This is a genomic window from Tenacibaculum ascidiaceicola, assembly GCF_047470925.1.
Lineage (GTDB): Bacteria > Bacteroidota > Bacteroidia > Flavobacteriales > Flavobacteriaceae > Polaribacter > Polaribacter discolor.
In genome coordinates, this window is sequence record NZ_JAZKJP010000004.1 from 67,635 (window position 1) to 81,662 (window position 14,028).

The following is a 14,028-nucleotide window of genomic DNA, read 5'->3' on the forward strand; positions in this document are numbered from 1 at the left end:
AAAAAAGCTACATTTGTGTATTACTCAAACTATTAAAAATGCACAAAAAAGTACTTTTATTGCTGTCTTTTTTATTGATTTCACTAACAATAAATGCACAAAAACCACAAAAACTTACTTCAAACCAAATTTATGAGAAAGTTCAAAAATTAAACTTTCTGGGTTCAGCATTATACATCGCTGCACATCCAGATGATGAAAATACACGTTTAATTGCTTATTTATCGAATCATGAAAAAGCAAGAACAGGATATTTGTCGTTAACTAGAGGAGATGGAGGACAAAATTTAATAGGCCCTGAAATGAGAGAACTATTAGGAGTTATTCGTACACAGGAATTATTAGCAGCAAGAGGTGTAGATGGAGGAGAACAACGTTTTTCTAGAGCTAATGATTTTGGGTATTCAAAACACCCTGATGAAACGTTAAAAATTTGGGATAAGGATAAAGTATTAGCCGATGTAGTTTGGGCAATACGTACTTTCAAGCCGGATGTAATCATTAATCGTTTTAATCACAGAACACCAGGAACTACACATGGTCATCATACTTCATCGGCAATGTTAAGTGTGGAAGCTTTTGATTTGGCTAATGACAAAACAAAATATCCTGAGCAATTAGAATATACCAATACATGGAAACCAAACAGGTTGTTTTTTAATACTTCTTGGTGGTTTTACGGTAGTCAAGAGAAGTTTGCAAAAGCAGACAAAAGTAAAATGTTAAGTTTTGATATTGGAACGTATTATCCTTTAAAAGGGTTGTCAAACAATGAATTAGCATCTATTGCAAGTAGTCAGCATTTATGCCAAGGCTTTGGTAGATTAACTACTAGAGGAACTCAAACAGAATATGTAGAGTTCTTAAAAGGAGATTTTCCTAAAGACAAAAAAGATATTTTTTCAGGAATCAATACCACATGGAATAGAGTAGAAGGTGGAGGAGAAATAGGAGATATTTTATATGATGTTGAGCAAAATTTTGATTTTGTAAATCCGTCGAAACATCTTCCAGCGCTATTAAAAGCATATCAAAAAGTTCAAAAATTAAAAAGTGAACACTGGAAGAAAGTTAAAACTAAAGAACTAAAAGAAATTATTGAAGCTTGTGCCGGTTTGTATTTAGAAGCTTCCGCAGAAAGTTCTAGTGCAACACCAAATAGTTCAGTGAATGTTGATTTTGAAGTGTTAAATAGGAGTGGAGTTTCAATGGAGTTATCTTCCATAAAAATACTTCCAGAGAATAAAAAAATAGTAAAAGACTTAGATTTAGCGAATAACGAAAAGAAAACGTTTACAGAAAGTATTTTGATACCTGAAGTTTCGTATTCATCGCCATATTGGTTAGAAAAACCTTGGGGCTTAGGAATGTATACGGTAGAAAGTCAACAATTAAGAGGAAAACCTGAAACTCCTAGACCAATTCAAGTACAATTCAATTTAATGATAGAAAATGAGTCTATTTCTTTTGTAAAATCAATAGTGCATCGTTATTCAAAAAGAGATAAAGGAGAAATTTATGAGCCTTTTGAAGTATTACCTAAAGTAACAACAAAGCTATTGAATAAAGTATTAGTTTTTTCTTCAGAAAAATCTCAAAAAGTAACTGTAGAGGTACTTACAGGTGCAAAAAACATAAATGGAAAAGTTGCTCTAAAAGCACCAAATGGATGGACAGTTACTCCAAACGAAGCAAAATTTTCCATAGCTCAAAAAGGAGATATTCAATTGATTGACTTTATGGTTACTCCAACAAAGAAAGAATCAGAAGGAGTATTAAAAGCTATAGCAAAAGTTGAAGGAAAAAATTATGATAAAGAATTGATAGAAATCAATTACAATCATATCCCTAAGCAGTCAGTATTATTACCATCACAAGCTAAAGTTGTGCGTATGAATATAAAAAAGAACGGTACAAGAATAGGGTATATACAAGGTTCTGGAGATGCAATTCCAGAAAGCTTACAACAAATTGGTTACGAAGTAACAGAATTGAATGTAAATGAAATTAATGGTAATTTAGAGCAATTTGATGCAGTTGTTGTTGGTATTAGGGCATATAATACTATAAAAGAGTTACAGTTTAAGCAAAAATACTTGCTAGAGTATGTGAAAAATGGAGGAAATGTAATTGTACAATACAATACAAATAGAAGAGTAGATGTACAAGCTCCGTACAATTTACAGTTATCTCGTGATAGAGTTACTGATGAAAATGCAAACGTAACATTCTTAGCTAAAGAACATTCTATTTTAAATTACCCAAACAAAATCACTGAAGCTGATTTTGATGGTTGGGTACAAGAACGCGGATTGTACTTTCCGAACAAATGGAGTAAAGAATACACGCCTATTTTATCAATGCATGATAAAGGAGAGTCAGCTAAAGATGGAAGTTTACTCGTAGCGAAATATGGAAAAGGAAACTATATCTACACAGGCTTAAGTTTTTTTAGAGAGTTACCAGCGGGTGTTTCTGGAGCATACAAACTGTTTGCTAATTTATTGTCAGTTAAAGAAAATAAAACTGATGAGAATTAGAATAGTTTTTAATTCAGTAAAAATTAAAGAAAAGCAAGGTTTTAAACCTTGCTTTTTTTATTTAAAATATTAATAAAAATAGATTTCTAAGTAAGTACAAACTAAACGAAAAGTAATCTTTTGTGATTGAGATAACTTTAATTACTTTTGACGCCAAATATTAAAAAAATTATATGAAAAGACTACTACTTTTTACGCTAGTCCTTTTTGGCGTAAATGTGAATGCTCAAGAAATTTCTCAAAGTGATAAAGATGCTTTAATAGCGCTTTATAATGCTACAGATGGAGCAAATTGGACAAACAAATGGGATTTGAATGACTCTCCACAGAATTGGTATGGAGTAAAAACGAATGTGGTTTTTGGTGCATCGGGTGCCGAAAGACATGTTGATGAAATTAACCTACCTAATAACAACCTAGTTGGGACTTTACCATCAGAATTAGGAAGTTTGAAGAGTTTGAATTTGTTAAATCTTTCAAATAATTCAATTTCTGGAGCTATACCAGGAGGCTTAGGTTCTGCAAAAGATCTTAATTATTTATATCTTCAAAACAACCAATTATCAGGAGATATACCTGTTGAACTTTTTACGCTTACTGAAAGGCATTTTGTAGAAATAAATCTAAGTTCAAACTTGTTAACGGGGAAATTACCGGTGGAAATAGGGAATGCAATTGCAAACGTGGGTGATGTTTATGTATCAAACAATTTGCTTACAGATTTACCAGATTATACAGCGAGTACTTTATTTAGAATAAATACATTAGATATAAGTAATAATAATATTCCTTTCGCTGTGTTTGAAAGAGCTTCTTCTTTTGACAACATAGCTAAAGTATTAGAAGATAATGTAGCAACGCTTACTTATAGTCCACAGAACAAAATCAACGAGGAAGAAAACATTGTTTTTGAGGAAGGAACAAATGTTAGTTTTTCGGTAACAGGCTTGTCAAGTACTAATAACACCTATCAGTGGTTTAAGAATGGAGCTTCAATTACTGGAGCTACTAGTGCTACTTACCAAATAACTAGTGCTAGTTTAGCAGATGCAGGTACGTATTATTGTGAAATACAAAATTCAAGTGTACCAAACTTAACTTTAAAAAGGAATAACATTGTTTACAGAACTGTAGAGTCTATTAATGATAAAAATGCTCTTATAGCATTGTACAATGCTACTAATGGGGTTAATTGGACAGATTCTTGGGATTTAAATGAAGACATAAGTACTTGGAAAGGTGTAACTGTAAATACTGCTGGTAGGGTAACAGAATTAAATCTAAGTAATAGAGGACTTAATGGAACATTGCCTGTAGAGATTGGTAATTTATCAGAATTAAAGAGGTTATTTTTGTACAAAAATCAATTAACAGGAATCATACCTTTAGAAATTAAAAACTTAACCAACTTGACTTATTTATGGTTGAATAGTAATAATTTAAATGGTGTTGTGCCTGAAGAAATAGGAAATTTAACCAATTTAGAAAGTTTGAATTTAAGTTATAACGAGTTAATGGGAAGTATACCTTCTGTAATAGGAAACTTAACTAGCCTAACCAGTTTAAATTTAAGAATAAATAAGTTAACAGGAAACATACCTTCAGAAATTGGTAATTTAATTGATTTAACATCTCTAATTTTGAGCTCTAATCAACTAACAGGAAGTATACCATCAGAAATTGGTAATTTAATCAATTTAACAGATCTAAGTTTATCTAGTAATCAACTAACAGGAAGTATACCATCAGAAATTGGTAATTTAATCAATTTAACAGATCTAAGTTTATCTAGTAATCAACTAACAGGAAGTATACCTTCTACAATAGGAAACTTAACTAGCCTAACCAGTTTAAATTTAAGTACAAATAAGTTAACAGGAAATATACCATCAGAAATTGGTAATTTAATTAATTTGACATCTCTAAATTTAGGTTTTAATCAACTAACGGGAGTTATACCATCAGAAATTGGTAATTTAATCAACTTAAAAGTTATATACTTAGGTTATAATAAATTAACTGGGGGTATACCTTTGGAAATCAAAATGTTATCTAATTTAGAAAGAGTGATCTTAGGTTACAATGAATTGACAGGGGTAATACCGTCAGAAATTGGTAGTTTAATAAATTTAACAGATTTAATTTTATCTAGTAATCAACTAACTGGAGTTATACCATCAGAAATAGGAAACTTAACTAAGTTAACAAATCTAAGTTTATCTGGTAATCAATTAACAGGAAAAATTCCTGTAATTTTCAAGGATATGATAAATCTTAGTAGTTTATCTATCCATAATAACAATTTTACATTTGTCGATTTAGAAGATAATTTTTTATTGTTAAAAGACAAATTGAGGAGTTATGACTATCATCCACAATCTGATATAGGTGTTCCAGAAGTACATAACATTGATCAATATGAATCTATTACTTTTACAATAAATAGTACTTCTAATAATAATAATTATCAATGGAAGTTCAAAGGAGAAAATATAATAGGAGCAACCAATAAAAGTTATACTTTAAATAGTGTAAATGCATCTAATATAGGAGAGTACAACTGTGTTATTACTAACAGTATAGTTTCTGGTTTAATATTATCTAGTGAACCTATCACTTTAAATGTTAATATTATTGATACGGATAAAGATGGAGTAAATAATACTATAGATTTATGTCCAAATACACCAACAGGAGAATCGGTAAATGCTTACGGATGTTCGGGTAGTCAATTAGATGATGATAATGATGGAGTAAATAATGCTATAGATTTATGTCCAAATACACCAATAGGAGCGATTGTAAATGAAAAAGGATGTTCAGAAAACAATATTGATAAAGAAGCACTTATAGCGCTTTATAATGCTACTGATGGGGTAAATTGGACAGAAACATGGGATCTTAATGCTCAAATGAGCACATGGAAAGGTGTTACTTTAGATGCTTATGGTAATGTTACGGGATTGGACTTGTATGATAATAACTTAAATGGAACATTACCGCCAGAAATAGGGAACTTAACTAATTTAAAATCTTTAAATATTTCTTCGAATAAGTTAACGGGAGAAATTCCAACACAAACAGGAAACCTTGCTAATTTAAATCAATTAAGATTAAGTTGGAATCAGCTTGAAGGAAAAATTCCGTCAGAAATAGGTAATCTTATCAATTTAAAAGAATTAAGCTTTTCAAATAATCAACTATCTGGAGTAATACCTAAAGAGATTGGAAAATTAACCTTTTTAGAGGATCTAAGTTTAAGTAGCAATCAATTCACAGGAATGATACCAGTTGAAATAACTAATTTGACTAAACTAAAAGACATCTCTTTATCACAAAATCAATTATCAGGAGAAATCCCACTAGAAATAGGCAATCTTACGAACTTAACAGGTTTAAGTATAGGTAATAATAAATTGACAGGAGCTATTCCAAAAAGTATTGGGAATTTAATAAAATTACAAAACATTTTTATGGGAGGAAACCAATTTACTGGTGAATTACCAGTAGAAATAGGTAATCTTATTAATTTGAGGTTTTTATTTCTAGGATCAGCGAATTTAACAGGAAATTTACCTTTAGAGTTGGGAAATCTTATAAGCTTAGAAATCTTATCGTTAGATAATAATAAGTTAACAGGGCTGGTGCCATTAGAACTTGGTAATCTTATAAATTTAAAAAGATTAGATTTAGGAAATAATACTTTAACAGGCACAATACCGCCAGAATTAGGAAACCTTATTAATATAGAAGATTTAGGGCTAGAGGAAAATAAACTAACCGGAGAAATACCATCTGAATTTGGAAACCTGTCAAGCTTAGTAAGTTTATATCTCTATGAAAATAATTTAACAGGGGGGGTGCCAGTTGAGTTAGGGAATCTAAACAAATTAGAAAATTTATATTTAAATAATAATCAATTATCAGGAAAAATCCCAACAACTATAAAAGAGATACCAAATCTTTATCTTTTTACAATAAATAATAATCGTTTTGTTTTTGAAGATTTAGAAGAAGGACATTTGTTATTGAAAAGTAAATTAAAATATTATGTATATGACTCACAAGCGCACTTAGGTGTATCAAAAGAAATAACAGTTAAACAAAATGAAAGTATAACTTTTAGTGTTGAAGGAACTTCAAGTCCAAATAATATTTATACTTGGCGTTTAAATGGAAAAAACATTCTAAATACTAAAGATAAAACGTTTACTATAAGTAAAGCTGACATTGATGATAATGGAGTATATGATTGTCTCATAACAAATAGTGTGGTTACGAATTTAACATTAATTAAAAAAACAATCACCTTAAATGTAGAAATAATAGATGCAGACAATGATGGAGTTAATGATGATATTGATCAATGTCCGAATACAGTTGAAGGTAGTGTCGTTGATGCTAATGGTTGTGCTCAATACCAATTAATTGATATAGCTCCTAGTGATATTCAGGTCATGGTAAGCAGTACCACTTGTCCTGATAAAAGTAACGGTGTTGTAAACCTTTCATTTAATAAAGATTATACCTATAAAGTAATTTTGGTAGGACAAGGTGTAATAAATAAAACTTTTGATAATGTAAATCATACTTCTGGATTAGAAATTACAGAGTTACCTGTAGGAAGTTATGAAATATGTGTTACTGCGTCAGAGTTACCTAGTTTTAGCCAATGTTACAATGTAATGGTTAGCGCTCCAGCAGCCTTAAAAGTTTCTCAAACTAGTTTAAAAGGCACTTCACTTACGTATCAAGTTTCAGGAAGTGAAAATTATAAAGTAACCGTAAATAGTAAAGAATATTTATACTCTTTTAAAGATGCTGGTAAACAAGAAATAACAGTAAGTTTAGATAAAGGAAACAACTCTGTAGAAATAACTACGAATAAACCATGTCAAGGTGTTTATAACAAGAGCGTTACAGTTAATGATATTACATTGTACCCTATTCCAGTTACAAATTACCTAAACATTTCTGGTGTTACAGATAATTCAGCTATAGTAACCGTAAGAAGCCTTGAGGGAGCTACTGTATTATCAACTAAGCTTGATGTTTATAACGGAGTAGCTAAACTACCAATGAATACTATTGCTACAGGAATGTATCTTGTAACAGTTACTACTTCAACACAAACTGTTAATACCAAAATATTCAAAAAATGAGAAAACTAATATTTATACTATTTATACAATTAATATTAACTTCTTGTGGAGGAGGGGGAAGTGAAGATCCAGTACCAGTACCATCAGAACCAGAATTAGGAGCTTTTGAATTAATCTTTCCTGAAAACAATACGCTTTGCACAGAAGGAACTGAAATATCCGATACCGAAGTTTCTATTCCTCTAAAATGGAGTAACTCTACAAATGCCACATCTTATGAAGTAGTGCTTACTAACACTGAAAGTGGAAGTAGAATTGAAAAAATGACTAGTACTAATTCTATTAATATTATTTTGCCAAAAGCAACAAAATTTTCTTGGAATGTAACTGCTATTTTACAAAATAAAGGAAAGCAGAGTAATAGTGCTTGGAATTTTTATACAGAAGGAGTTTCTGTTTCTAATCATGCTCCATTTCCTGCGAGTATAACATTAGAAGATAATAAAGATGGTACAATTAATATCAGTTGGGAAGCATCTGACCTTGACAACGACATTTTAAAATACAAAGTATATTTAGGGGAGTCAAAAGATACAGTTGAATTGATAAAAGAAACAGAAAGTACTTTTATTGAAAAGCAAAGTATTGATTATAACACGACTTATTTTTTAATGGTCGTGGTCTTAGACAAAAATGGAAATTCATCGTCTATTTATAAGGAGTTCCGGTTTAACAGTTAAATAAACGGGACTTATATCTTATAAGAGCTAGAGTAAGTAAACTACTCTAGCTTTTTTACTTAAAAAGATTAATAGAAACCGTTGCCAATTCTGAATTTGGAAATTTTCTAAACGTATTTTTATCGTAAGTCAACCCAATAGCTTCCATAGCGTTCATATATTCATCAAGTTCAATGATGTATTGGTCAGAATATCCGTGTGTAGCATCATAAGCAGTTGCAGCTGTTTTTCCTATGTTTTTAGCAACCGATTCTGGTTTTGAGGTATGTAATTCAATTAATAACAATCCAAATTTACTGATATAGGGCTTCCATTTGTTGAAATGTTGTTTTAATGATTCTATCACAAGGTTATTATTCAAACGTTTTCCTTTGTAAGCATAAGCTCCAGTTGAATTGGTAATAGTTAAATCATCATTAGGTGCGGGCTCCTGCCAAATTCTGTTGTGATCTAAGAAGGTGCGGACATTCAATAAATCAGAAAGGTTGATACCATATTTATCTTGTAAATCTTTTGATAACGCTTTAGGATTCCCAATATCTCCCCAAATCACTTTTGCCCAAATATCGGCTTGTACCAGATTTTTACGAGTAATTTTTAATGCAGCTTCGTTATAGTCGACACCAATAAGTAAGAGCGGGTAGTCTTCTAACATGGTACCTCTCAAAGTTTGATGCTCAATTACGTTAAATAAATGTTTTAAAAAGGCACCGTTACCACAACCAACATCTAAAATTCCTTTAGGTTGCTCATTAATAGGTTTATTGAATAGGTTGATGATAATTTCATCAATTACTTTAAAATAGGTAGAATGCGCGCCACCGCTTCCCCAAACGTTCATTTCTCTATCTACATGAATTTCGTCATTACCTATGTCAGAAGTTCTAAAAATATCAGGGTTTCCAAATATAAGTTTGTCTAATTTTCTAAGGGTAGGAATGTACGATACTGTAACTCCATAAGCACTTGCTCTTCGTGCAAAAAATAAGCCTTCATCAGTAAATTCATACGAGTCATTTGTTTTGGAAAACCAACCTAAACTGGTTAATAAATCAAGTAGTCGACTAAAATTATCAGCGTCTTTATGAAATTCATCGGCACTAAACTTAGTTTGCATAAAGTATTTATGAAACATACCGCTCATTCCTAATAAAACTATTGTTGGACCAACGATAATTCCTTCAATGTGTGTAAGAATTTGCGCTATAATTTCTTTCTCTTCGGAAGTTGATGGAGGCTTAATACCGAAGTCACTAGTGAAATTTTTATAGAGGTTTTCTAGCTTAACAAAAGGTTCAATTTCAAATTTTCGTGCGCTATAATTTTCAGAAAACTTCAACAATGAAAAAGCTTCTTTATATAAGTGAAAATAAGAAAAAGCAATAGCAGAAGCTTTATTTACTTCAAACTGAACTTTATTTTGAGTATTGTCTACATGTTGTGTTAGCCAACCTTGTGAGCAGAGTGTTCTTAAGGCGACATTTAAGTAACCTTCATTGGCTTTGAAATGATTGGTGATTTCAGTTAAACTAACTGATTTTTTATCTAACAAGTATTCTGTAATTCCTTTTTCATGTAAAGTGTAGGCTGTAGGACAAGTTACAATTCCATCTAAGTGACGAAACAACCTACTTCTTAATGCAGATTTTTCTTGTTTTGTTAACATATAGAGAGATTATTTGTCTTAAATATAGCTATTTAAGTTTAAACGTACTCTATCTAATTTTAAGTTTTTGAGAGCTATTGATAGGTGAATGTAAAAGATGTAATTATGATAGTATCTGAACTTGTAGATTCCTGCTTTTGCTCAAGGCAATTTCCTTTGTAGTCTTTAGAGAGACATTCAAACTTGATTGTATTTACAAGATTGTTGTATTTATCAGTAACTAAAATTTTTGAAAGTTGACCATTTGTGTATTGGTATTGATGTGTGTAAAACGTAGAGAAATTATCTACTATCTTATCAATTAATCCTTTTTGAGTATAATAAGCAATGACTTCATTTTGCTTATACTGTTTTTGGGTGTAACAACTAATACGTTCTCGTTGTTTTGGTTTCCAGCGTGTTTTACAGTAATAAGGAAGTTTATTTGGATAAGAGCGTTTTTCAAACCAAAGACGTTTTTCGGTTTGTTCGATAATATTGCCTAGGTTATCAGTGGTTTTTGATGATTTTACACGTCCATTTTTAGTAAAATGTAGTTTTTTAGTTTGAATTAACTTTTTTTGATTGTTTTCTATTACATATGTCTCTTCTACCAAGCTCTTAATATCACTTGAAAAACCATGTTTTTTCAAATATTGTTTAGAGGCACAGGATTGAAGTATGCAAACAAATAAAAAGAATAGTAACTGTTTCATCTTAAATGAAATTTGATACTATAATATACTAAGTTTTTTTACAATTTGGTTATGCACAAACGAATAATAGTCTTGATATTGAGGTAGTAGTACGTTTTTGTAGTTTTTGGTGTGTAGAATTGTTTCTAAAGGAAATAATTTAAGCTCGGCAACTTCTTCTTCTTGAAGGGTTAAATCCTCAACAGAAACTGTTAATTCAGCAATAAATACATGATGAAACTCATTATCGATAATTCCATTCGGATGATTTACCATATGTTTTCGTGTACCTATTTTATGTAAGTTTTCAGAAAGGATATCAAAACCTATCTCTTCTTTAATTTCTCTAATAGCAGCAATTTTAATGTCTTCTCCAGCGGCTATATGTCCTGCTACAGAAATATCCCATAAACCAGGAAACACTTTTTTTGTTAATGCTCTTTTTTGAAGTAGTATTTGTTGATCTGGAGTATATAACCAAATATGAATAGTAGGGTGGAAGTAGCCATTTTTGTGAGCTTCGGATTTTAAGCAGGTTTTACCTGTGTAGTTTCCGTTTTCGTCAACAATATCTATTAATTCATCCATAAAAGGTCGGTAAAAAAAACGTCATTACAGGGAAGTAATGACGTTTAATTATTTCTATTATTTGAAATAAGAGAAATTTTCTCCGTCTTCAATTTTTAATAAACTTTCGTAAATCATTTTAATTACGTTTTCAACATCTTCACGGTGTACCATTTCAACGGTAGTGTGCATGTAACGTAATGGTAAAGAGATTAAAGCAGAAGCAACACCACCATTGCTATATGCAAATGCATCAGTATCAGTTCCTGTAGCTCTTGATAGGGCAGAGCGTTGGAAAGGAATTTTGTTAGCTTCGGCAGTATCAATAATTAAATCTCTTAATTTTTGTTGCACAGCAGGAGCATACGCTACTACAGGACCTTTACCTAACTCTAAATGACCTTCTTTCTTCTTGTCGATCATAGGTGTAGTAGTGTCATGTGTTACATCGGTAACAATAGCAACATTAGGCTTAATTGTTTCAGTAATCATTTGTGCACCACGTAAACCAATTTCTTCTTGAACTGAGTTTGTAATATACAGTCCGAAAGGTAGTTTTTTCTTGTTTTCGTGTAATAAACGAGCTACTTCAGCAATCATAAACCCTCCCATACGGTTATCTAGAGCACGACAAACAAACTTATTTCCGTTTAAAATATGGAATTCATCTGGATATGTAATAACACAACCAACATGTACACCTAATTTTTCAACCTCTTCTTTAGTAGAGCATCCCAGATCAATAAAAATATTATCAGGTTTAGGAGCTTCTTCTTTAGCTTTATTACGTGTATGAATTGCTGGCCATCCGAAAACACCTTTTACAATTCCGTTTTTAGTGTGAATATTTACAATTTTACTAGGAGCAATTTGGTGGTCGCTACCTCCGTTACGGATTACATAAATTAACCCGTCATCAGAAATATAATTTACATACCAAGAAATTTCATCAGCATGTCCTTCAATAACTACTTTATATTTAGCATCAGGGTTTATAACTCCTACAGCAGAACCATAAGTATCTGTAATGAACTCATCAACATAAGGTTTTAAATAGTTCATCCATATTTTTTGCCCTTCCCACTCGTATCCAGTGGGAGCAGCATTATTTAAATATTTTTCTAAGAAGTCTATCGACTTTTTATTTAAAATAGATTTATCAGCCATAACTTAAACGTTAATTTTAATGTTATTAATCTTTCTTTTCTTTTTCTTAAGGTTTATCAGCTCCCCAAAAACGTCTTTTTTCAATGAACTCTTCTTGTTCTTGAAGTTGTTTAGGTGTTAACACCTTTAAAAAAGATGGATGTTGCTCTATAGCATATTCAATTTTTTCAACAATGCTAGCTACATCCTCATTTTCGTAATCAATTTCTAAAGGCTCTTTAATAACCATAGATTGTAGTACGTTACGTTTTTTTATCATCAATCCTTTTTTGTCAAAAGAACGTCTAAACCCGTCAATCACTATAGGAACTACAATAGGCTTATAGGTTTTAATAATATGAGCTGTACCACGACGAATAGGCTTAAAAGGGGTAGTTGTACCTTGTGGGAAGGTGATTACCCAACCATCATCTAATGCCTTACCTATATTAGAAATGTCAGACATTTTTACTTGTCTGTTTACATCTTTACCTGCACTTCTCCAAGTTCTTTCAACAGAAACAGAACCTACATAAGCAAAAATTTTAGGAAGTAAACCAGAACGCATGGTTTCACCTGCAGCAACATAATAAATGTTTAGTTTAGGTTTCCATAAATAACCTACGTTTCTAATATTGTCGTCTCTACCTTTTAAAGCAGCGTTAAATACATGAAACATGGCTGCTACATCGGCAAAGTAAGTTTGATGGTTAGAAATAAATAGTACTTTTTGGTCGGGGAGACTTCTTAAAACATCCATTCCCTCTATTTGTAGGTCATTAAACTTACGGTAACGTCCGTGAGAAATAACTCCGAGAACTTGTATTAAAAATCTTTTAATGAACAATATATGTCCAAAAGGATTCCTTTTAAATAAAGGCATTTTTATAATCAGGTTTTATTAGTGTAAATGCTAAATTACAAAAGAAAACCATAAAAAAAACTATTTAAATAAATCTTTAATTTCTGAAAGCATCATGGCAGTTGCACCCCACACAATGTAATCGTTTAATTTAAAGCATGGTACCTCAATGTTTTTCATATATGAGGTTTCCATTTCTACTGAAGTTAAGTTTGAATCGTCTAATAAATCAGCTAATAAAACTTCAATAATTTCTGCAACTTCTTCATTTGGAGTAAAATGAGGTGTTTTTTCTGAAATACCTATAAATGGAGCTACTAAAAAGTTACTAGGAGGAATATAGGCGTCTGAAGTTTGTCGTATTATTTCAATAGATTTATAGTGTACACCAACTTCTTCAAAAGTTTCACGTAAAGCAGTTGTTTTTAAGTTATTATCCTCTTTATCGAACTTACCTCCAGGAAAACTTATTTGTGATGAATGTGCTCCATTATAACTGGCTCTTTCAGTAAGTAAAAAACGTGTTTGGTTATTATTGTCAGGATAAAATAACGCTAAAACAGCTGCTTTTCTAGGATTTTTACTTTGTATTAATTCTTCTGAAAAACGTGTTCTTAACTTTGGAGCTAATTTAAATTGAGATGTTAAACCACCCAGTTGCTTTTGCTGCAATCTTTCTATTTGATTGATGAAATCAGAAAAAGTCATTCGTTTTTAGTATTTTAGGACAA

Annotated in this window: 9 protein-coding genes; 3 read left to right on the forward strand and 6 right to left on the reverse strand. The window is 31.1% G+C overall.

What is annotated here, in order from left to right:
- Positions 1-38 precede the first annotated feature (38 nt).
- From VBY68_RS02160 to VBY68_RS02170, 3 genes are all read left to right on the forward strand, one after another.
- Positions 39-2,540: a PIG-L family deacetylase gene (locus VBY68_RS02160; protein ID WP_415268732.1), complete on the forward strand. Its 2,502-nt coding sequence runs from the start codon at positions 39-41 to the stop codon at positions 2,538-2,540.
- A gap of 173 nt (positions 2,541-2,713) precedes the next feature.
- Positions 2,714-7,702, forward strand: a complete 4,989-nt coding sequence (locus VBY68_RS02165) for a leucine-rich repeat domain-containing protein (protein WP_415268733.1) — start codon at positions 2,714-2,716, stop codon at positions 7,700-7,702.
- A complete protein-coding gene (locus VBY68_RS02170; protein WP_415268734.1) occupies positions 7,699-8,382 on the forward strand; it encodes a fibronectin type III domain-containing protein in 684 nt (227 codons plus the stop codon). The genes VBY68_RS02165 and VBY68_RS02170 overlap by 4 nt, the downstream gene beginning before the upstream one ends.
- Before the next feature lie 55 nt (positions 8,383-8,437).
- On the opposite strand, the gene VBY68_RS02175 is transcribed toward VBY68_RS02170, so the two are convergent.
- The 6 genes from VBY68_RS02175 to VBY68_RS02200 all read right to left on the reverse strand — a co-directional run bounded on the left by VBY68_RS02175 (position 8,438) and on the right by VBY68_RS02200 (position 14,005).
- Complete coding sequence (locus VBY68_RS02175; RefSeq protein ID WP_415268735.1) at positions 8,438-10,048, reverse strand: class I SAM-dependent methyltransferase; 1,611 nt, start codon at positions 10,046-10,048, stop codon at positions 8,438-8,440.
- A 74-nt stretch (positions 10,049-10,122) separates the two neighbouring features.
- A complete protein-coding gene (locus tag VBY68_RS02180) occupies positions 10,123-10,743 on the reverse strand; it encodes a hypothetical protein (RefSeq protein WP_415268736.1) in 621 nt (206 codons plus the stop codon).
- 18 nt (positions 10,744-10,761) lie between these two features.
- On the reverse strand, positions 10,762-11,310 hold the full coding sequence (locus tag VBY68_RS02185) for an NUDIX hydrolase (RefSeq protein ID WP_415268737.1): 549 nt from the start codon (positions 11,308-11,310) through the stop codon (positions 10,762-10,764).
- A 57-nt stretch (positions 11,311-11,367) separates the two neighbouring features.
- Positions 11,368-12,456, reverse strand: coding sequence for a M42 family metallopeptidase (locus tag VBY68_RS02190; protein ID WP_099214543.1), 1,089 nt, complete (start codon positions 12,454-12,456; stop codon positions 11,368-11,370).
- A 46-nt stretch (positions 12,457-12,502) separates the two neighbouring features.
- Positions 12,503-13,318 carry a lysophospholipid acyltransferase family protein gene (locus VBY68_RS02195; RefSeq protein ID WP_099214542.1) on the reverse strand — a complete coding sequence of 272 codons (816 nt, stop codon included), beginning with the start codon at positions 13,316-13,318 and terminating at the stop codon, positions 12,503-12,505.
- Positions 13,319-13,378: 60 nt separating this feature from the next.
- Positions 13,379-14,005: an NUDIX hydrolase gene (locus tag VBY68_RS02200; protein ID WP_121146719.1), complete on the reverse strand. Its 627-nt coding sequence runs from the start codon at positions 14,003-14,005 to the stop codon at positions 13,379-13,381.
- Positions 14,006-14,028: the final 23 nt, after the last annotated feature.

Coding starts and splice junctions, on each gene's coding strand:
- VBY68_RS02180 (WP_415268736.1), bottom strand. CDS start 10,743: ATGAAACAGTTACTATTCTTTTTATTTGTTTGCATACTTCAATCCTGT.
- VBY68_RS02200 (WP_121146719.1), bottom strand. CDS start 14,005: ATGACTTTTTCTGATTTCATCAATCAAATAGAAAGATTGCAGCAAAAG.
- VBY68_RS02175 (WP_415268735.1), bottom strand. CDS start 10,048: ATGTTAACAAAACAAGAAAAATCTGCATTAAGAAGTAGGTTGTTTCGT.
- VBY68_RS02185 (WP_415268737.1), bottom strand. CDS start 11,310: ATGGATGAATTAATAGATATTGTTGACGAAAACGGAAACTACACAGGT.
- VBY68_RS02195 (WP_099214542.1), bottom strand. CDS start 13,318: ATGCCTTTATTTAAAAGGAATCCTTTTGGACATATATTGTTCATTAAA.
- VBY68_RS02160 (WP_415268732.1), top strand. CDS start 39: ATGCACAAAAAAGTACTTTTATTGCTGTCTTTTTTATTGATTTCACTA.
- VBY68_RS02170 (WP_415268734.1), top strand. CDS start 7,699: ATGAGAAAACTAATATTTATACTATTTATACAATTAATATTAACTTCT.
- VBY68_RS02165 (WP_415268733.1), top strand. CDS start 2,714: ATGAAAAGACTACTACTTTTTACGCTAGTCCTTTTTGGCGTAAATGTG.
- VBY68_RS02190 (WP_099214543.1), bottom strand. CDS start 12,456: ATGGCTGATAAATCTATTTTAAATAAAAAGTCGATAGACTTCTTAGAA.